The sequence below is a fragment of the Pseudomonas vanderleydeniana genome (assembly GCF_014268755.2).
Taxonomy (GTDB): domain Bacteria; phylum Pseudomonadota; class Gammaproteobacteria; order Pseudomonadales; family Pseudomonadaceae; genus Aquipseudomonas; species Aquipseudomonas vanderleydeniana.
This window is the reverse complement of sequence record NZ_CP077093.1, coordinates 1,170,205-1,188,940: the sequence shown is the minus strand read 5'-3', so window position 1 is coordinate 1,188,940 and position 18,736 is coordinate 1,170,205. Positions and strand designations below refer to the sequence as shown.

The window sequence follows — 18,736 nt, the reverse complement described above, 5'->3', positions numbered from 1 at the left end:
AGTTCTCCTGAGAAACCCCAGAAGCTGCAAACCCTATTCAGGATGGAATACGCAGGCAAAAAAAAGCACCCTTGCGGGTGCTTTTTTCTGAATATGGTCGGGGTAAGGGGATTCGAACTCCTGACATCCTGCTCCCAAAGCAGGCGCGCTACCGGACTGCGCTATACCCCGGTAAAAAAAAGGCACCTTCAAGAGGCGCCTTCTGCGATCAGCGCTTTTGGCCTCTGATCTTAAGATTCGATTCCAGCGAACTGGTCTCAAAAATGGTGGGTCGTGTAGGATTCGAACCTACGACCAATTGGTTAAAAGCCAACTGCTCTACCAACTGAGCTAACGACCCAAATATGGTCGGGGTAAGGGGATTCGAACTCCTGACATCCTGCTCCCAAAGCAGGCGCGCTACCGGACTGCGCTATACCCCGGTTTGAAATTGGCTCCGTGACCAGGACTCGAACCTGGGACCCAATGATTAACAGTCATTTGCTCTACCGACTGAGCTATCACGGAACGACACATTTCAAGCTACAACTTTAACGCTTCGCCTCCATCTCTGGAAGCTTACCCTTCGCCGCTTTCGCATTTCTGCGTTTGCGTCTCTGAGGCGCGTCATTTTACAACCTTTTAACTCTCTGTCAACCCCTAAATTGCTTTCAAGACACTGAATTTGCAATCTTTTTTCTGGAATTCCCTTTGCGGGGAAGTTCCGGGGATGACTGTGTTGCGGGGCGCACTTTACAAGCCTTTTTCATTGATTTCAACGCCTTGGCGAAAAAAAAGGCCTCGCGATGCGAGGCCCCTTTCCTTTCAGTGCCGCAATCACTCAGGCAAAGACGATCTCGTCGTTCTCCACCCGCCCGGTGATGCTGGTCCCCGGCACGAATCGCCCCGACAGGATCAGCTGGGCCAACGGGTTCTCGATCCAGCGCTGGATCGCCCGCTTCAGCGGCCGTGCGCCATAGACCGGGTCGTAACCCACGGCGATCAGCTTGTCCAACGCCTCGTCGCTCAACGTCAGCGTCAGCTCGCGCTCGGCCAGGCGACCACGCAGGCGACCCAGTTGGATCTCGGTGATACCGGCGATCTGGTCACGGGCCAGCGGCTCGAAGATCACTACTTCATCGACCCGGTTGATGAACTCCGGCCGGAAGTGGCTGCCCAGGGCATCCATGACTGCCGCCCGCTGCGCCTCGCGATCACCCACCAGTTCCTGGATCTGCATCGAACCGAGGTTCGAGGTCATCACCACCACGGTGTTGCGGAAGTCCACCGTACGGCCGTGGCTGTCGGTCAGGCGGCCATCCTCCAGCACTTGCAGCAGGATGTTGAACACGTCCGGATGCGCCTTCTCGACCTCGTCCAGCAGGATCACCGAATACGGCTTGCGACGCACGGCCTCGGTCAGGTAGCCGCCCTCTTCATAACCGACATAGCCCGGAGGCGCACCGATCAGGCGAGCCACGGAGTGTTTCTCCATGAACTCGGACATGTCGATCCGCACCATGGCCTCCTCGGTGTCGAACAGGAATTCGGCCAGGGCCTTGCACAGCTCGGTCTTGCCCACCCCGGTCGGACCGAGGAACATGAACGAGCCGCTCGGGCGATTCGGGTCGGACAAGCCGGCACGAGAGCGCCGTACCGCGTTGGCCACCGCGACCACGGCCTCGCTCTGGCCGATGACGCGCTGGTGCAACAGGCTCTCCATCTTCAGCAGCTTCTCGCGCTCGCCTTCGAGCATCTTCGACACCGGAATACCGGTCCACTTCGACACCACCTCGGCAATCTCTTCCTCGGTGACCTTGCTGCGCAGCAGCTGGTTCTCGCTGTGGCCATGCTGGTCGACCATCTGCAGACTGCGCTCCAGGTCCGGGATCACCCCGTACTGCAGCTCGGCCATGCGGTTGAGGTCGCCTTTGCGGCGTGCCGCCTCCAGTTCCTGGCGCGACTGTTCGATTTTCTGCTGGATCTGTGCAGAGCCCTGCACCTCGGCCTTTTCCGAGGTCCAGACGTCTTCCAGGTCGGAATACTCACGCTCCAGCCGGGCGATGTCTTCCTGGAGCTTGTCCAGACGCTTGATCGCCGCCTCGTCGTCCTCCTTCTTCAGGGCCTGGGCCTCGACCTTGAGCTGGATCAGGCGCCGCTCCAGGCGGTCGAGCACTTCCGGCTTGGAGTCGATTTCCATGCGGATGCGGCTGGCGGCCTCATCGATCAGGTCGATGGCCTTGTCCGGCAACTGCCGGTCGGTGATGTAGCGGTGGCTGAGCTTGGCCGCCGCGATGATCGCGCCATCGGTGATCGCCACCTTATGGTGCACCTCATAACGTTCCTTCAGGCCGCGCAGGATGGCAATGGTGTCCTCCTCGCTCGGCTCATCCACCAGCACCTTCTGGAAGCGACGCTCGAGCGCGGCGTCCTTCTCTATATATTGACGGTACTCGTTGAGGGTGGTCGCGCCGACGCAATGCAGCTCGCCACGCGCCAGGGCCGGCTTGAGCATGTTGCCCGCATCCATCGAGCCCTCGCCCTTGCCGGCGCCGACCATGGTGTGCAGTTCGTCTATGAACAGGATGATCTGCCCTTCCTGCTTCGACAGCTCATTGAGCAGTGCCTTGAGGCGCTCCTCGAACTCGCCGCGGTACTTGGCCCCGGCGATCAGCGCACCCATGTCCAGCGACAGCAGGCGCTTGCCCTTGAGACCATCGGGCACCTCGCCATTGATGATGCGCTGGGCCAGGCCCTCGGCAATGGCAGTCTTGCCCACGCCAGGCTCGCCGATGAGCACCGGGTTGTTCTTGGTTCGCCGTTGCAGCACCTGGATCGTGCGGCGAATCTCGTCGTCACGACCAATCACCGGGTCGAGCTTGCCGTCCTCGGCACGCTTGGTCAGGTCGACGGTGTACTTGTCCAGGGCCTGGCGCGATTCCTCGACGTTGGCGTCATTGACCGCCGCGCCACCGCGCAGGTTGTTGATCGCGTTCTCCAGGGCCTTTTTGCTCACGCCCTGGCCCAGCAGCAATTTGCCGAGCTTGCTGTTCTCGTCCATGGCGGCGAGCAGCACCAGCTCGCTGGAGATGAATTGGTCGCCCTTCTGCTGGGCCAGGCGGTCGGCCTGGTTCAACAGGCGCGCCAGGTCCTGCGACATATTGACGTCGCCGGTGGGATTCTGGATTTTCGGCAGTTTGTCGAGCTCCTTGCTCAACTCCTTGCGCAGGCTGTTGACCTCGAAGCCAACCTGCATCAACAGGGGCTTGATCGAACCACCCTGCTGTTCCAGCAACGCCTGCAGCAGGTGGGTCGGTTCGATGGCCGGATGATCCAGGCCAACGGCCAGGGATTGGGCATCGGACAAGGCCAACTGCAACTTGCTGGTTAATCGGTCTATACGCATTAGTCACCTTCCTTTTGAGCAGGCCGGAGCGATGGACACACCTGAATAGAGAAGCCTGCCAGATGCACCTATAGATACGGGCGATTCTGGGAGTTTCAAGCGTCGGGCGATTGACGCAGGTCAGGAAAGTCTAGTCGGCCAGCCAGATCAGGGAGGCAAAACGACCGGTGCGCGGACTGCGCCGGTAGGAATAGAAGCGCGGGTCGGACACCGTGCAGAAGCCGCCGCCATGGACCGCGGTGATTCCCCGTGCGGCCAGGCGCAGGCGTGCCAGGGCATAGATATCGGCCATGAAACGCCCGGCGTTGCGGCTCGGGACGAAGGCCTCGACGGTTTCCGGATGTGTGGCGATAAAGGCCTCGCGCACTTCCGCGCCGACCTCGAAAGCCTGGGGACCGATCGCCGGGCCAAGCCAGACCAGTATTTCCGAAGGCGCCACACCGAGGCTGTCGACCGCTGCCTCCAGCACACCGGCTGCCAGGCCACGCCAGCCGGCATGGGCGGCCGCCACACGGGTACCGGCACGATCGCAGAACAGGGCGGGAAGACAATCGGCGGTCATCGCCGTACAGGCCACTCCCGGCGTCATCGTCCAACTGCCGTCGGCCTCGGCAGTCACCCCGGGATCAGCCTCGACCACCACCACGCCATGCACCTGGCGCAACCAGGCCGGACGGATGGAGAAGGTGGAATTGAGGCGTCGGCGGTTTTCCGCGACCGCGGCCGGGTCGTCCTCGACATGGTCGCCCAGGTTCAGGCTGTCAAACGGCGCCTGGCTGACGCCGCCCGCCCGAGTGGTCACGCAGGTCCTGACCCGCGCCGGCGCAGGCCAGTCCGGAATCAGGAAATCGTTCACCCGACGAACGCCTCGCGGTCCTGCTTGAGCAGCGACAGCAACCAGACGAAATCGTCCGGCAACGGCGACTCCCAGCTCATGCGCTTGCCGGTGGTCGGATGGTCAAGTTCCAGGAAACGCGCGTGCAGGGCCTGGCGCGGGAAGTTCTTCAGCGATTCGACCATGGTCGCGCTGGCGGCCGGCGGAATGCGGAAACGGCCGGCATAGACAGGATCGCCGACCAACGGGAAGTTGATGTGCGACATGTGCACGCGGATCTGGTGGGTCCGCCCGGTTTCCAGCTTGACCCGGACATGGGTATGGGAGCGGAAACGCTCGAGTACCCGGTAATGGCTGACAGCCGGCTTGCCGCCTTCCATCACGGCCATGCGCTGGCGCTGCTGGCCGTGCCGGCCGATCGGCGCGTTGATCTTGCCGCCGGCGGTGACCACGCCGATCACGATGCATTCATAGATGCGGCTGACGGTCCGGCTCTGCAGTTGGGCGACCAGTTGGGTCTGCGCCTGGATGGTCTTGGCCACCACCATCAGGCCGGTGGTGTCCTTGTCCAGCCGGTGCACGATACCGGCGCGGGGCACGTTGATGATGTCCGGCACGTGGTGCAGCAGGGCGTTGAGCAGCGTGCCGTCGGCATGCCCGGCCGCCGGGTGCACCACCAGGCCTGCCGGCTTGTTGATGACCAGGATATCGTCATCTTCATAGACGATATCGAGCTCGATGTCCTGGGCCACCCACTCGCCCTGGGCCTCCTGCTCGGCGGTCAGCTCGAGAACGGAGCCGCCATGGACGATATCGCGCGGGCGGATCACCGCGCCATCCACCGTCAGGCGGCCGTCCTTGATCCAGGTGGATAGGCGCGAGCGCGAGTGCTCGGTAAACAGTTGGGCGGCGACTTGATCGAGGCGTTGACCGCCCAGTTCGGACGGCACCTCTGCGCGAAGTTCAATTTTATCGGACATGCTCGGACTGGGCGTCGGCACAGCCTTTGGTTTCGGCTGCGCGCTTGTGGTTAAATACGGCGTCTTTTGCCCCGAGGCTTTCAACGGGGCGTTCATCATAACAGGACGGCACCGCCCAAGACAGCGGCCGTCATAGGGACGCAAGCCGCCATGCAAGTGAAACACCTGCTGCTGATCGCCATCCTCGCACTGACCGCTGCTTGCTCGTCGAAGGAAGTCGTTGACGAAAACCTGAGCGAAGTGGAGCTGTACCAGCAGGCACAGGCCGACCTGGACAACAACAGCTATACCGCCGCCACCGCCAAGCTCAAGGCCCTGGAGTCGCGTTATCCGTTCGGACGCTATGCCGACCAGGCACAGCTCGAGCTGATCTACGCCAACTACAAGAACTCCGAGCCGGAAGCCGCCAAGTCCGCCGCCGAGCGCTTCATTCGCCTGCACCCACAACACCCGAACGTGGACTACGCCTACTACCTCAAGGGCCTGACCTCGTTCGACCAGGACGTCGGCCTGCTGGCGCGCTTCCTGCCGCTGGACATGACCAAGCGTGACCCGGGTGCCGCCCGCGACTCCTACAACGAGTTCGCCCAGCTGACCAGCCGCTACCCGAACAGCCGCTACGCGCCGGACGCCAAGCAGCGCATGATCTACCTGCGCAACCTGTTGGCGGCCTACGAAATCCACGTGGCCGACTACTACCTGACCCGCCAGGCCTACGTCGCCGCCGCCAACCGTGGCCGCTATGTGGTGGAAAACTTCCAGGAAACCCCTTCGGTCGGCGACGGCCTGGCGGTGATGGTCGAGTCGTACCAGCGCCTGCACCTGGACGAACTGGCCGCCAGCAGCCTGGAAGTGCTGAAAGCCAACTACCCGAACCACCCGAGCCTGGTCGATGGCCAGTTCGTGCCACGCGTTGCCGAGGCGGACAACCGCTCCTGGCTGAGCAAGGCCACTCTCGGCCTGATCGAGTCGCGTCCACCACTGCCGCCGGGAGAAACCCGCGCCAACCAGGACGTGATGAAACAGTTCCAGGATGCCAAGGACGCAATCCCGGCCGACCTGAAGCCGACCGAGGGCGATGCTGCCCAGGAAGAGCAGCATGAAGCCACTGGCAACAACAGCGACCGTTCGTGGTTCAGCTACATGACCTTTGGTCTGTTCGACTGAGTCAGGGTTGCCTGCAAAAAAGAGCCTCTCGGGGCTCTTTTTTTTGCCTTGGGACCAGGCAACCGCGATTGCACTGGGCTCACGCCAAGAGCTTGGCTAAACTGCCGGATTATTCGTCAAAAAGCGTACTGCCATGGTTCGTCTACTGTTCTGGATTGCCCTGATCGCCGCTGCCGTATGGTTCTGGCGCAAGTTCAAGCGAGCCGAAACCGCCAGCCACCCCAGCGACGAGCCGAATGCCGCGCCCATGGTGCGCTGTGCCCATTGTGGCGTGCACCTGCCCCGTGACCGGGCCCTGAGCCAGCAGCAACAGTGGTACTGCAGCCAGGCCCACCTCGAGCAAGGTCAGGGCCCACGTGCCCACTGAGACCTTCAGTCTCGGTGGAGCCCAGGCGCAGCGCCTGCTGCGACTCTATAACCTCTATCGCTTGAGCATCGGCATCGCCCTGGTCCTGCTGATTTCCAGCCGGCTGGACGACAAGTTGCTGGAGCTGACCGACGGCGAGCTGTTTCGCACCGGCAGCTGGATCTACCTGATCCTGAACATCCTGGTGGTGGTGCTGCTGGAGAACCCCAGGCGCCAGGCCCAGGTCTTCAGCCTCGCGCTGGCCGATGCGGTGATGCTGTCCGGCCTGTTCTATGCGGCCGGTGGCCCGCCGAGCGGTATCGGCAACCTGCTGATCGCTTCGGTCGCCATCAGCAACGTGCTGCTGCGCAGCCGTATGGGTCTGCTGATTGCAGCCATTTCGGCCAGCGGCATCATCTACCTGACCTTCTACCTGAGCTTCAGCCGCCCGGCGGCCGCCAACTACTATGTCCAGGCCGGGCTGCTCGGCGTTCTGTGCTTTGCCGCCTCGTTCCTGGTTCAGGGGCTGACCCGCCTGCTGGACGTCAGCGAGACCCTGGCCGAGCAGCGCGCCAGCGACGTGACCAAGCTGGAAAAGCTCAACGCCCTGATCCTGCAACGCATGCACACCGGCATCCTGGTGCTGGACGCCGAGCACCGCGTGCAACTGGCCAACCAGAGCGTCCTGACGCTGCTGGGCCAGGAGCACCTGCTCGGACGACTGCTCGAGAACCATTCTCCCGAGCTGATCGCCAGCCTGCGGCTGTGGCAAAGCAACCCGACACTGCGCCCGCAAAGCCTGAAAGTCGCCGGCAGCAGCACCGTCCTGCAGCCCAGCTTCATCGCCCTGCAACGCGGCGAACGACAGCAGACACTGGTTTTCCTCGAAGATCAGTCGAAAATCGCCCAACAGGCCCAACAACTCAAGCTCGCCGCACTGGGCCGGCTGACCGCCGGGATCGCCCACGAGATCCGCAACCCACTGGGCGCCATCAGCCATGCCGCCCAGTTGCTGCTGGAGTCGGAGGAACTGCACGGTCCCGATCGGCGTCTCACGCAAATCATCCAGGACCAGTCCAAGCGCATGAATCTGGTGATCGAGAACGTGCTGCAGCTGTCGCGACGACGCCAGGCCGAGCCCCAGGTGCTTGACCTGAGCCCCTGGCTGCAAGCCTTTGTCCGGGATTGGCGCGAGAGAGCTGCCCCCAACCAGCAACTGCATCTGCGGATAGAGTACGACTGGCTGAAAACCCACGCCGACCCGCAACAGATGAGCCAGGTGCTGAACAACCTGCTGGAAAACGGCCTGCGCTACAGCGCCCAGCTACATGAGCAGGCCGAGGTCTGGCTGACACTGTCGCGCGAGCACAGGAATGACCTGCCGACGCTGGAGATCCTGGACAATGGCCCCGGCGTCGCACCGGAGCAGCTGCAGCATCTGTTCGAGCCTTTCTTCACCACCGAAAGCCAGGGTACGGGCCTGGGCCTGTACCTGTCCCGCGAGTTATGTGAAAGCAACCAGGCCCGCCTAGACTATTCAAGGCGCCAAGGCGGCAGTTGCTTTCGCATCACCTTCGCTCACATACGCAAACAGAGTTGAACATGAGCCCACGGCAAAAGATCCTGATCGTCGATGATGAACCGGATATCCGCGAACTCCTGGAAATAACTCTAGGCCGGATGAAACTCGATACCCAGAGCGCCCGCAATGTCGGTGAAGCCCGCGACAAGCTCGCCCGGGACGACTTCGACCTGTGCCTGACGGACATGCGCCTGCCGGACGGCACCGGCCTGGAACTGGTCCAGCACATCCAACAGCGCCATCCCCAGGTGCCAGTGGCGATGATCACGGCCTACGGCAGCCTCGATACCGCGATCAACGCACTCAAGTCAGGCGCCTTCGACTTTCTCACCAAACCGGTGGATCTGGCCCGCTTGCGCGAACTGGTCGCCAGCGCCCTGCGGCTGCCAGTGGCCGGACAGAAACCGGCGACCATCGACACGCGCCTGCTCGGCGACTCACTGCCGATGCGCGCGCTGCGCAAGCAGGTCGACAAGCTGGCCCGCAGCCAGGCACCGGTGTACATCAGCGGCGAGTCGGGGAGTGGCAAGGAACTGGTGGCACGCCTGATCCACGAGCAGGGCCCGCGTGCCGAGCGGCCGTTCGTGCCGGTCAACTGCGGCGCGATCCCCTCGGAACTGATGGAGAGCGAGTTTTTCGGCCACCGCAAGGGCAGCTTCAGTGGCGCGGTCGAGGACAAGCCCGGACTGTTCCAGGCCGCCAACGGCGGTACCCTGTTTCTCGACGAAGTGGCCGATCTGCCGCTGGCCATGCAGGTCAAGCTGCTGCGGGCGATCCAGGAAAAGGCCGTGCGCAGCGTGGGCGGGCAACAGGAGGAAGTGGTGGACGTGCGCATCCTCTGCGCCACCCACAAGGACCTCAACGCCGAAGTCAGTGCCGAACGCTTTCGCCAGGATCTGTATTACCGGCTGAATGTCATCGAACTGCGCGTGCCGGCCTTGCGTGAGCGCCGGGATGATATCGAGCCGCTGGCAACCCATGTGCTCAAGCGCCTGGCGGCCAGCAGCGGACAACCCGCGGCCAGGCTGCACCCACAGGCCCTGGACACCCTCAAGGGCTACCGCTTTCCCGGAAACGTGCGGGAACTGGAGAACATGCTCGAGCGGGCCTATACCCTGTGTGAAAACGACCAGATCGAAGCCAGTGACCTGCGCCTGGCAGAAACGCCATGCAAGACGGCCGAAGCAGGTGAACCGAGCCTGGCGCAGATCGACAACCTGGAGGACTACCTGGAGAGCATCGAGCGCAAGCTGATCCTCCAGGCCCTGGAGGAGACACGCTGGAACCGTACGGCGGCGGCCCAGCGGCTGAGCCTGTCATTCCGCTCGATGCGCTATCGCCTGAAGAAGCTGGGGCTGGACTGAGCGCCCCCACTCACTCTCCACCTGGCACCTGCCTTGTGGGAGCCGGCTTGCTGGCGATGAGGCCCTAAAAACCAATGAAGAGCCCGGGCCTTGGATGAGTGTCTGGTCGCGATCGCCAGCAAGCCGGCTCCTACTGAAGGCGTCCGGCAGGCGCGTAAGGCGCCGGATCGATGATCGGCTCACGTCCCAGCAACAGGTCGGCAAACAGCTGGCAGGACGCTGGCGCAAGCACCAAGCCATTGCGATAGTGACCACAGTTGAGCCAAAGCCCCTCGAACCCCGGAACCGGCCCGATGAAGGGAATCCCCTCCGGCGAACCTGGGCGCAACCCGGCCCAGTGGGCGACCGGCTCGACACCCGCCAGCGCCGGAATCAACTCCACCGCCGACGCCTTGAGGCTGTCCAGTGCAGGCAGGGTCGGCGTCTTGTCGAAACCTTCGTGTTCCAGGGTACTGCCAATCAGGATATGCCCGTCGCGCCGCGGGATCGCGTAACGGCCCTTGGCCAGGATCATGCTCGGCAGGAAGTCGGCCGCACACTTGTAGAGGATCATCTGGCCCTTGACCGGTTCGACCGGCAGTTCCAGCGCGAGGCTCTTCAGCAGCTCGCCACTCCAGGCACCGGCGGCCAGCACGACCTGATCGGCGCGCAGCTCACCCGCCGATGTGTGTACACCGACCACTTTCGCCCCCTCGCGAATGAAGTCGCCAACTTCGCACTGCTCGTGGATCGTGACATTGGGCAGCGCCTGCAGGGCCGCCTTGAGCGACTTCACCAGCCTCGGGTTACGCACGTTGGCGACATGCGCCATGTGGATCGCCCGGGAGTAGCCATCGCCCATTACCGGGACCGCATCACGAACTGCCGAGATGTCCACGCGGCTCAGCGGGCGCTGCTCGCGCTGGGCCCACGCCAGGGCTTGAGCCTCGTCATCGAGATCCAGCCAGTAAAGGCCGGTGACATGGACTTCCGGGTCGACACCGGTGCTGGCGAACAGGCGCTCGCCCAGCTGTGGATAAAAATCCTGCGACCAGTGCGCCAGCGCCGTGACGGCGGCACTGTAGCGCCATGGATACAGCGGCGAGACGATCCCGCCCCCGGCCCAGGAGGACTCCCGGCCCAGGCCTGCACGATCGATCAGGGTCACTCGCTCGACATGCGCCGCCAGATTGAAGGCGGTCAACAAGCCAATCACGCCGCCCCCCACGATTATCACTTGTTGCTGCCTGCTCATCTGTCGATCCAAACCTGTAGGGAGCGTGCTCAGCCACTCCTGAAAAAAGTCAGCGCCCCCAACAGTCCTTTGTCGTCACACCTGAGCTGGCGCCCGGGTTGCTGCGTGCACCCGTCTGGGTAATGGTGAACCCCCCACACTTGTCGCCCACCATCATCGAGCCCGCCGCCGCCGTCGCCGCCAGGGTGAAATCCTGAGCGTTCAAGGTAGCGGCGATGGAGTAGTAAGCGTTCCCGGTGGAGACACTGGCATTGGAGTAAAAGCCGTTCCTCGAATAGTAACGCTCCAGATTCTGCGCCTGCTCCGAAAGCAATCCGGCAATCTCCGTGCGGTGGGTACGCTTCGAGTACTCGATATAACTGGGATACGCCACCGCCGCAAGAATACCGACAATGGCCACGACAATCATGAGTTCGATCAAGGTGAAGCCTTTGGCTACCTGCTTCATACACGGTCTTCCCTATTGGATTTGTCGCCACATGATCCGCCGGCTGCCACCACCGCCCTTTTCGGCCATGGACGTGGTGCCACCGCTGGAGTCACTGAAAATTTTAGTCTGGGTGCCCGTCCCCCCCATGATACCGGTCAGATTCGGGATGGCAGAGAAGTTGAAACCACTCGAACGCAGGTCATTGCTGTCGACAACACCATCGCCGTTGGTGTCGAGCACGGCATAACTGAGCATTTTCCCGGTGAACGCGTCCAGCTCGACCACCCGACCGGTACCGAAGCTGGCACAGGGGTCGGTGGTATCGACCGCGGCGGTGGTGAAAATGATCCGCCCCAGGGTCGTGCGCGCCGGGTAGATCACCCGCTCCCCCGTGGCGACATTGTTGTAGATCAAGGGCAGGTACCAACCGCTTTGTGCCGGGTACACCACCGGGTTTTCGCTGGTGGTGATGAACTGGACACCATTGGAAGTGAACACGCCAGTGATCGACTGCGCCACCAGGCTGCTGACGGTGATCCTGCCTGCCCCGCCATCGGCATCCCATACCCCGTAGAAAGCCTGCAGATCCTTGCTCAACTTGTCTGAAGTCTCGTTGAATTTCCCGGTACCGAAAAACACCATCTTGCCGTTGAGCGGATGATCGATCAGCAACGGCTGCGCAGTGATGGGCTGGGTGGTACCACCGGGAGCGGTGAACAGGGGCGACCCCGCAAAGGCCAGCCCCCAGCTGTTGATGGTGGTGGAGCTCAGGTCGAACTTCCACATCCGCCCCTTGAGGTCGCCGCCATAGGCCGCCTGTACCACGTTCTGGGCATTCACTTTCAGCTTGACCGAAGACAGGCCATTGGTGGTTTCGGTACTGTCGACCACGATCTTCCTGATCAGCGAACCGTCCCGGATATCGACGATGTACAGCGCCGCCACTCCGGAGTTGCTGCCGTAGCCATTGGCGATGAATGCCGCCCAGCGACCATCGGGCAGCCGCGCAACCTCGGGCTTGGCGTAGGCGTAGCCGATATCGTTCAACGGATTGCTGGTATCGGCGGCGTCGGGAGCCCTCAGTTCCCAGAGGGCGTTATAGACGTTCCCCAGCGTGGCATCGAAAAGCTGGACGGCAAAGAATGCCTTGCCGCCTGCCCCTACTCCGCCCAGTGCCACGGTTTTCCAGGCGCTGTTGTTGAACTGAGCATCGTATACACCAACCTGGCCATCGTTGAGGAACTTGTGGCTGGTGCCGTTGATATAGGCCGGATCGGCAATGAAGTGCAACGACGGCAGCACGCTACTGGGCATGTAGGCATAGACCCGCGCACCGGTGCTCGCATTGATCACACTCATGAAACCGTCGTTGCCGTTGACCACCAGGCTGCTGTTCATCCCGGAGGCCTTGGTGTTCAGGTAGGTGCTGTAACTGCTATCGCCCACCAGGTCGGAAGCCGTCTGCTCCGTCGGCAAGGCCACCACCAACGGCGAGTTGATGATGTCGCCGAGCAGCACTGTACGCGTTTTCAGCCCGGTCTTGCCGGTGCCCTTGCTCCACTCGACAAGGTCGTTGCCGACGATCCCGGTGGGCAGGTTCTGGTTGAGCGCGGTCCGTTGTGTCGTGGAGAAGTTGTTGAACGCCAGAGCGACCACCGCATTGCTCGTGGTATTCCATGATTGATAGAGGGGCGCGGTCGAGCTGGGCCTGATGGTGTTGTCGGTGCTCCAGTTCAACGCGGCGGTATTGACCGTGCCGTTGGTATTGAAACCGTAAGACCTGATCGTACCGCGCCAATCCAGCGGGTCGTAGCCGGTCTGGAAGTAGCTGGCGCTCGTGGACGCGGTGCCCGAGATGGCCGAACCACCACCCCCGGAGCCCGCCTTGGAGGTGATGTCACTGAAAGCGGCGGAGAGTGCCGTGTTCAATCCGGCGCTGTCGATCGCCTGGTAGTACTTGCCCTGCCCATAGCTGGCGGCATCGGAGAGCATCTGGTTGGCCGCCGTGAATCCAACCGTGTAGGTACTCATGTTCTGTTTCGGAAAATCGGCGTTGTCCCAACTCTTGCCCGCCGCGTCGGTTCCGGATGAACGCATGTCAATGTCGTAGGCGAACTTGGCGATATCGTCGAGGTAAAGGCTATCGCCCTCGTTGTCCCCTCCGGTGGGGTTGTTCCCGTCATTGTTTTTTCCATCCCAGTTGGGCAGCTTGCTGGCCCCCTGGGCCAGGGGGTCGTTCGACGGGAACGTTCGATCGTAGGTCGGCAACCCGTCGGTTATGACCACGCCATAGTTCTTCTGGCAGCGGTACTGGATGGGGCTGGTGTAGGTGCTCGGCGAGGTATTGTAGTAAGGCGCCATGCCTCGAAAGTAGCGGGTGATCTCGTAGTAGGTTTCCGCCAATGGCGTGTTGGCAATGGCACTCAGGCCATTGATGGAACTGATCAGTGAGTTGTAGTTGGTGTTCGCCTGGGTCTGGGTCACGGAACCGCTGACCGGCGACAGGTCGGCGACCGAACGGACAATATAGCCACCAGGACCGGGATCGTAGTAGGACGGCGGATTGAAAGTCGCCAGGCCTATACGTAGCGAGCGGTTCTGCGTCACCAGCGTCTTGGAGACTTCCCGCGCAACGTTGATGCGATAGTCGTTGGGAACCAGCGTACCCGTGGTGAAGTCGGTGTTCACCCCGTTGGCCTTTCTCAGCAGATAGGCCAGGTAGGCCGTCGAATAACGGGTGTTGCCGCCCCCCACCGGATCAGGCAGGCGCAGGCAGACAGGTGCCTGGAGAAGCCCCCTGTAGAAACCATACCAGTTGCCACTCAGTGAGCAGCCACCACGATAGAGATTGCCGACGAAGATGTTGGTATCGGCTGCATCCAGCGTTTGCGCCCCCAGGCAGAGAAAGTCCGAGTTGCAGTTCGCGACACTCCCCCAGCTCGCGCCGGGGTCGAAGTCGGTGGCCCAGATGATACTGTTCATGCTGCCGGAATCGTCGACCAGCAGCATGACATTGGGGGCGACGGCCGCCGCGCTCAAGAGGGGCGCGTCCGCAGGCGTGAAGGCGAAGGCCGGTACCGCGAGATACAGTCCGAGCACTGCCCCGGTCACGCCGCCCAGGCAACGGCGGAGCCAACTTTCGCGTGGCCTAGTACTTGGCATAGATGCTCTCCAGAACCGTACGCGAATTGCCCGAGATGGCGACTGCGGTCACCCGGTACAAGGTGGCCGAGGTATTGCTCGGCACATTGACCGCCGTCAGGGACGTACCGATATTCTGCACGCCATAGAATCCGCCCCCTGCCGCGATCCAGATCACTCCCGATGAGGAATCCGTCTGAGCGGACACCAGGGTCGCGGACTCGGGCGGCGGCGCACATCGCACGGTGGTGGTACAGACCGCCAGCGAATAGTTGCTCTGTTGAACCGCATTCTCCCCCATCCGCAAGGCGGCCTCGGCGGTCTGAAAAGAGGTGTTGCGCAAGGTCACGCTGCCCGCCATTTTCTCCTGCAACGTTGCGCTTTGCATCGAGGAAATGCCGATCAAGGTCAGCAGCAAAAGAAAGACCAGGCTGACCAGCAAGGCCATGCCTTCCTGCTGCTTATGGCCCAAACCGGACTGCCCCTGCCTTGATGGATTCATGCTTGCACCTACTGCAGCCGGTTTCGCAAGGCGGCAACCGCCGTGAATGTCTGGTTCCTGACCCGACTGTTCGGGTCTGAAAGGGTGATGCTCAGGCGTACGCTGCGAATGGTCGCAGGGTTGCTGGGGTTGCTGTCGTAGCTGAACACGGCGGTGTCGGTGGCACTGGCGGCTACGCCAAACTTCACGTCGAACGCGGCAACGTTGTTGACCAGCGCCGCCCCGCTCCCGGCGCCCGTGCCTGTCAGCAGCAACAGCTGGCTGCCGGAATAGGTGTAGGTCAGCTTGCGGATGGGAAACGCCTGCTGCCCAGTGGCGGCGACCGCCGCTCCGGTATAGGCCGTGGCACTGGTGCGACAATCGGAAGTGATCGTCCAGGTTGGAACGCCGCCACCGGTACCGATATCGGCCGTCACCAGGACCAGCGACTTGCTGGCATTGTTCCAGGAAATCGGGGTAGCGGCGTTCGTGGCAAAGTTGGCGGGACTGCTCCCGTCGACGATCGCCGAGGTGGTGAGGCAGCCGAACATCCCCACCATGCGTATTTCCTGAAGCATCTTGCTCAGGATGAAGCGTGCGTCCTCCTGCATGCCGGCGGCCGCGCTCTGGCTGGCGTAGGTATTTTTGGCGGACACGAATATCTGGCTGATCCCCGCCACGATCACCAGGCCGAGGACCAGGGCGATCATCAGCTCGATCAGGCCGAAGCCCTGGGACGACCTGTTCATGGTGTCACCACGGGGTCGGTCCCTACCCGGCTGGTCAGGACGAAGGTGCGGGTCGGCGCATTCGCCGTCGTCGCGTCATCGGCGCGCTTGTCCCCCCAGCCGATGGTAATAGTCACCACGCGATTGTTCACCACGATGCTGCCGCTTCCGTCCGTCGCGGCAAAATTATTGATGTTGTTCTTGAAGTCGTAGAGGTCGACGTCACGCGCCGCAGTGGAACCCGCGGTCGCCGTTATGCCCTGCAGGCTGCTCACGGCATAGCTCGCGTCCGGATTCGCGCGGATTCGATCAAGCATGTCGTAGGCGATGAAGCTGGCCTGGCTGGTCATCATCGAACTGTCGGTGTACTTCAGCGCATTGAGCTGGATAGCCGCCGCCCCCAACAGCCCCACGGCGAGAATCAGCATCGAGACCATCACTTCGATCAGGGTCAGGCCGGCCTGTCTCCCAGCGGTGACTTGTGGCATCAGCAGCTCCCCAGGACAATCCTGCCGTTCGGGCAGACATTCACGGTACGACTCTCCGCCCCGAGGGTGTACACAAAGGTGGCAGCAGCGGACACCGCGCCCAGGTTGTTGAAGTCCAGGCTGCTGACTCCGGCTGTCACGTTCAACGTGGCACCACTGCTCATCAGCGGGATGACCTGATAGTAGTTGGTGCGGCCTGCCGCATCATCGGCCACCGACATCACCACCAATTGGCTGGTCCAGGCGCTATTGGCCACCTGGGGACGGATACGGGTGCTGATCCCCCGGTCGATGGCTTCCAGGCGCGCGTAACTGAGCCCACGCATCAGATCATTGATCTCGGTGTCAGCCTTGGATCTGTCACTGGAACTCTTGTACGACGGCAGTGCGATCGCCGCGAGGATCGCGAAGACCGCGACGGCGACCATCAACTCAACCAGCGTAAATCCCTTGTTACCACTGTCCATTGCGTATCCCTCAAGTCCCTCGACTATAACTGGCTCTACCACCTGAAACCTTCGTCGCCGGGATGTACGGTTGTTTTCTCGGGATCAACGCGAAATCGGTTCCCGGCGCTCTCCAGGGAGGGAGAGTCCATGCATCAACGAGGCTTGAGTCTGCTGGAACTGCTGCTCGCACTGGTAGTTATAGCCATATTGGCAAGACTGGCAGGGCCATCACTCAGCGAGCGGGTCGCGTCACAACGCCGTCAGTTGTCCGCCGAACAGCTCGCCCTGGGCCTGCAAACGGCCCGAACCGAGGCGATCCTGCGCAACCACGCCGTGGTTATCCATGCGATAAACGATGACTGGAGCCAGGGCTGGCGCATCATTCTCGACCTGAGCGGCCAAGGGCCTGGAGACAGCAGCAATCCAATCCTGATCGAACGGCAGGACAGTGCTCACGGACCGATTGTCGGCAACCAGCACGTCAGAAGTTTCGTGCGTTTCTCATCGATCGGCGCCCCGACCAACGATGGCGTGGCAGGAGGCACCCTGCATGTCTGCGCAGGACACAAGCCACTGAGCCAGCACCGTGTGGTGCTGGCCAGGACAGGCCGGATCAGGCTTGAGGCGGGCGAAAAGCAGGAGGCACTCTGTGGCGCCCCTGATTCAGGACAGCGTGCGAACGCGTAGTTCCTTGGGCATCGAGAAGGTGATGTTCTCCTCGCGGCCCGCCAGTTCGTCGGCACCGGTTGCCCCCCAGGCCTGCAACTGCTGGATCACGCCGCGAACCAGCACTTCCGGCGCCGAGGCCCCGGCGGTGATACCGATCCGCTCGACGCCATCGAACCAGCTACGCTGCATGTCCTCGGCACCGTCGATCAGGTAGGCCGGGGTCGCCATGCGCTCGGCCAGCTCGCGCAGGCGGTTGGAGTTGGAGCTGTTCGGGCTGCCCACCACCAACACCACGTCGCATTCGTCGGCCAGTTGCTTGACCGCATCCTGGCGGTTCTGCGTGGCGTAGCAGATGTCATCCTTGCGCGGCCCGCCGATGGCCGGGAAGCGTGTGCGCAAGGCATCGATGACGCGACTGGTGTCGTCCATCGACAAGGTGGTCTGGGTGACGAAGGCCAGTTTCTCGGGATTGCGCACCTGCAGGGCGGCGACGTCTTTCTCGTCCTCCACCAGGTAGATGGCGCCACCATTGCTGGCGTCGTACTGGCCCATGGTGCCTTCCACTTCCGGGTGCCCGGCGTGGCCGATCAGGATGCACTCACGGCCGTCACGGCTGTAGCGCGCCACTTCGATATGCACCTTGGTGACCAGCGGGCAGGTGGCATCGAAGACCTTCAGGCCACGCCCGGCCGCTTCGCTGCGCACGGCCTGGGAGACACCGTGGGCGCTGAAGATGACGATGACGTCGTCCGGCACCTGGTCCAGCTCCTCGACGAAGATGGCGCCACGGGCGCGCAGGTCTTCGACGACGAATTTGTTGTGCACCACTTCGTGACGCACATAGATCGGCGGACCGAAGACCTCCAGGGCCCGGTTGACGATTTCGATCGCCCGGTCCACGCCGGCGCAGAAGCCACGGGGGTTGGCGAGTTTGATTTGCATGCTGTGCCTCGTGTCTTGCGCGCAGGGGTTGGATCATTCCGGCCGCTTGCGCGGCCTATACACAATAGTGTTTCAGGCCAGCGCCTTGACCTCGATGATTTCCACATCGAAGGTCAGGACCTTGCCGGCCAGCGGGTGGTTGAAGTCGACGGTCACCTGGGCGTCGTCGAACGCCTTGACCACACCCGGCAGCTCGGTATTGGCGGCATCGTTGAAGATCACCAGCAGGCCTTCCGACAGCTCCATGTCCTGGAACTGCGAGCGTGGCATGACTTGCACGTTCTGTGGGTTGGGCTGACCAAAGGCATTCTCCACCGGGATGGTCAGGCTGCGCTTGTCGCCGGCCTTGAAGCCGAACAGCGCGGCCTCGAAACCGGGCAGCAGGTTGCCGTCACCGACCTTGAAGGTCGCCGGTGCCTTGTCGAAAGTGCTGTCGACCGTGTCGCCGTTTTCCAGGCGCAAGGCGAAATGCAGGGTGACCTGGGTGTTCTGACCGATCCGTTGCTCAGCCACTG

At 62.3% G+C, this 18,736-nt stretch carries 17 protein-coding genes and 4 tRNA genes; 5 read left to right on the top strand and 16 right to left on the bottom strand.

Annotated elements, in window-relative coordinates; genetic code table 11:
• Positions 1-94: 94 nt before the first annotated feature.
• The 7 genes from HU752_RS05305 to rluD form a co-directional block, all read right to left on the bottom strand.
• A tRNA-Pro gene (locus tag HU752_RS05305) sits at positions 95-171 on the bottom strand.
• A gap of 93 nt (positions 172-264) precedes the next feature.
• A tRNA-Lys gene (locus HU752_RS05300) sits at positions 265-340 on the bottom strand.
• Between the two features lie 5 nt (positions 341-345).
• A tRNA-Pro gene (locus HU752_RS05295) sits at positions 346-422 on the bottom strand.
• A 9-nt stretch (positions 423-431) separates the two neighbouring features.
• Positions 432-507 (bottom strand) — tRNA-Asn (locus tag HU752_RS05290).
• Positions 508-820: 313 nt separating this feature from the next.
• Positions 821-3,385: an ATP-dependent chaperone ClpB gene (gene clpB, locus HU752_RS05285; RefSeq protein WP_186682727.1), complete on the bottom strand. Its 2,565-nt coding sequence runs from the start codon at positions 3,383-3,385 to the stop codon at positions 821-823.
• 130 nt (positions 3,386-3,515) lie between these two features.
• On the bottom strand, positions 3,516-4,241 hold the full coding sequence (gene pgeF / locus HU752_RS05280) for a peptidoglycan editing factor PgeF (protein ID WP_186682725.1): 726 nt from the start codon (positions 4,239-4,241) through the stop codon (positions 3,516-3,518).
• A complete protein-coding gene (rluD, locus tag HU752_RS05275) occupies positions 4,238-5,200 on the bottom strand; it encodes a 23S rRNA pseudouridine(1911/1915/1917) synthase RluD (RefSeq protein ID WP_186682723.1) in 963 nt (320 codons plus the stop codon). The genes pgeF and rluD overlap by 4 nt, the downstream gene beginning before the upstream one ends.
• A gap of 150 nt (positions 5,201-5,350) precedes the next feature.
• Between rluD and HU752_RS05270 the strand changes: the two genes are divergently transcribed.
• The 4 genes from HU752_RS05270 (at position 5,351) to HU752_RS05255 (ending at position 9,659) form a co-directional block, all read left to right on the top strand.
• Entirely contained in the window at positions 5,351-6,367 is a 1,017-nt protein-coding gene (locus HU752_RS05270; protein WP_186682721.1) for an outer membrane protein assembly factor BamD, read from the top strand.
• 133 nt (positions 6,368-6,500) lie between these two features.
• Positions 6,501-6,734 (top strand): PP0621 family protein, encoded by a 234-nt coding sequence (locus tag HU752_RS05265; RefSeq protein ID WP_186682719.1) that lies wholly within the window; start codon positions 6,501-6,503, stop codon positions 6,732-6,734.
• A complete protein-coding gene (locus HU752_RS05260) occupies positions 6,724-8,313 on the top strand; it encodes a sensor histidine kinase (protein WP_186682717.1) in 1,590 nt (529 codons plus the stop codon). The genes HU752_RS05265 and HU752_RS05260 overlap by 11 nt, the downstream gene beginning before the upstream one ends.
• A gap of 2 nt (positions 8,314-8,315) precedes the next feature.
• Entirely contained in the window at positions 8,316-9,659 is a 1,344-nt protein-coding gene (locus HU752_RS05255; RefSeq protein ID WP_186682715.1) for a sigma-54-dependent transcriptional regulator, read from the top strand.
• 130 nt (positions 9,660-9,789) lie between these two features.
• On the opposite strand, the gene thiO is transcribed toward HU752_RS05255, so the two are convergent.
• The 7 genes from thiO to HU752_RS05220 all read right to left on the bottom strand — a co-directional run bounded on the left by thiO (position 9,790) and on the right by HU752_RS05220 (position 16,628).
• A complete protein-coding gene (gene thiO, locus HU752_RS05250; RefSeq protein ID WP_186682712.1) occupies positions 9,790-10,893 on the bottom strand; it encodes a glycine oxidase ThiO in 1,104 nt (367 codons plus the stop codon).
• Between the two features lie 49 nt (positions 10,894-10,942).
• Positions 10,943-11,341, bottom strand: a complete 399-nt coding sequence (locus HU752_RS05245; RefSeq protein ID WP_186682710.1) for a type IV pilin protein — start codon at positions 11,339-11,341, stop codon at positions 10,943-10,945.
• 12 nt (positions 11,342-11,353) lie between these two features.
• A complete protein-coding gene (locus tag HU752_RS05240; RefSeq protein WP_186682708.1) occupies positions 11,354-14,485 on the bottom strand; it encodes a pilus assembly protein in 3,132 nt (1,043 codons plus the stop codon).
• Positions 14,472-14,912, bottom strand: coding sequence for a pilus assembly PilX family protein (locus HU752_RS05235; protein ID WP_186682706.1), 441 nt, complete (start codon positions 14,910-14,912; stop codon positions 14,472-14,474). The genes HU752_RS05240 and HU752_RS05235 overlap by 14 nt, the downstream gene beginning before the upstream one ends.
• A 62-nt stretch (positions 14,913-14,974) precedes the next feature.
• Positions 14,975-15,694, bottom strand: coding sequence for a PilW family protein (locus HU752_RS05230; RefSeq protein ID WP_186682704.1), 720 nt, complete (start codon positions 15,692-15,694; stop codon positions 14,975-14,977).
• Positions 15,691-16,161, bottom strand: coding sequence for a type IV pilus modification protein PilV (gene pilV, locus HU752_RS05225; RefSeq protein ID WP_186682702.1), 471 nt, complete (start codon positions 16,159-16,161; stop codon positions 15,691-15,693). Before pilV ends, HU752_RS05230 begins: the two co-directional genes overlap by 4 nt.
• Complete coding sequence (locus tag HU752_RS05220; RefSeq protein WP_186682700.1) at positions 16,161-16,628, bottom strand: GspH/FimT family pseudopilin; 468 nt, start codon at positions 16,626-16,628, stop codon at positions 16,161-16,163. The genes pilV and HU752_RS05220 overlap by 1 nt, the downstream gene beginning before the upstream one ends.
• A 129-nt stretch (positions 16,629-16,757) precedes the next feature.
• Between HU752_RS05220 and HU752_RS05215 the strand changes: the two genes are divergently transcribed.
• Positions 16,758-17,297: a GspH/FimT family pseudopilin gene (locus tag HU752_RS05215; protein ID WP_186682698.1), complete on the top strand. Its 540-nt coding sequence runs from the start codon at positions 16,758-16,760 to the stop codon at positions 17,295-17,297.
• On the opposite strand, the gene ispH is transcribed toward HU752_RS05215, so the two are convergent.
• Together ispH and fkpB are read right to left on the bottom strand one after the other, a co-directional pair.
• Positions 17,274-18,221: a 4-hydroxy-3-methylbut-2-enyl diphosphate reductase gene (ispH, locus tag HU752_RS05210; RefSeq protein WP_186682697.1), complete on the bottom strand. Its 948-nt coding sequence runs from the start codon at positions 18,219-18,221 to the stop codon at positions 17,274-17,276. The two genes, HU752_RS05215 and ispH, sit on opposite strands and share 24 nt — an antisense overlap.
• Positions 18,222-18,293: 72 nt before the next feature.
• A complete protein-coding gene (gene fkpB, locus HU752_RS05205; RefSeq protein ID WP_186682745.1) occupies positions 18,294-18,734 on the bottom strand; it encodes an FKBP-type peptidyl-prolyl cis-trans isomerase in 441 nt (146 codons plus the stop codon).
• Positions 18,735-18,736 lie beyond the last annotated feature (2 nt).

What these genes read in the sequence shown, in the direction of transcription:
- clpB (WP_186682727.1), bottom strand. Translation starts at nt 3,385, where the DNA reads ATGCGTATAGACCGATTAACCAGCAAGTTGCAGTTGGCCTTGTCCGAT.
- rluD (WP_186682723.1), bottom strand. Translation starts at nt 5,200, where the DNA reads ATGTCCGATAAAATTGAACTTCGCGCAGAGGTGCCGTCCGAACTGGGC.
- HU752_RS05270 (WP_186682721.1), top strand. Translation starts at nt 5,351, where the DNA reads ATGCAAGTGAAACACCTGCTGCTGATCGCCATCCTCGCACTGACCGCT.
- HU752_RS05265 (WP_186682719.1), top strand. Translation starts at nt 6,501, where the DNA reads ATGGTTCGTCTACTGTTCTGGATTGCCCTGATCGCCGCTGCCGTATGG.
- HU752_RS05255 (WP_186682715.1), top strand. Translation starts at nt 8,316, where the DNA reads ATGAGCCCACGGCAAAAGATCCTGATCGTCGATGATGAACCGGATATC.
- thiO (WP_186682712.1), bottom strand. Translation starts at nt 10,893, where the DNA reads ATGAGCAGGCAGCAACAAGTGATAATCGTGGGGGGCGGCGTGATTGGC.
- HU752_RS05245 (WP_186682710.1), bottom strand. Translation starts at nt 11,341, where the DNA reads ATGAAGCAGGTAGCCAAAGGCTTCACCTTGATCGAACTCATGATTGTC.
- HU752_RS05240 (WP_186682708.1), bottom strand. Translation starts at nt 14,485, where the DNA reads ATGCCAAGTACTAGGCCACGCGAAAGTTGGCTCCGCCGTTGCCTGGGC.
- HU752_RS05235 (WP_186682706.1), bottom strand. Translation starts at nt 14,912, where the DNA reads ATGGCCTTGCTGGTCAGCCTGGTCTTTCTTTTGCTGCTGACCTTGATC.
- HU752_RS05230 (WP_186682704.1), bottom strand. Translation starts at nt 15,694, where the DNA reads ATGAACAGGTCGTCCCAGGGCTTCGGCCTGATCGAGCTGATGATCGCC.
- pilV (WP_186682702.1), bottom strand. Translation starts at nt 16,161, where the DNA reads ATGCCACAAGTCACCGCTGGGAGACAGGCCGGCCTGACCCTGATCGAA.
- HU752_RS05220 (WP_186682700.1), bottom strand. Translation starts at nt 16,628, where the DNA reads ATGGACAGTGGTAACAAGGGATTTACGCTGGTTGAGTTGATGGTCGCC.
- HU752_RS05215 (WP_186682698.1), top strand. Translation starts at nt 16,758, where the DNA reads ATGCATCAACGAGGCTTGAGTCTGCTGGAACTGCTGCTCGCACTGGTA.
- ispH (WP_186682697.1), bottom strand. Translation starts at nt 18,221, where the DNA reads ATGCAAATCAAACTCGCCAACCCCCGTGGCTTCTGCGCCGGCGTGGAC.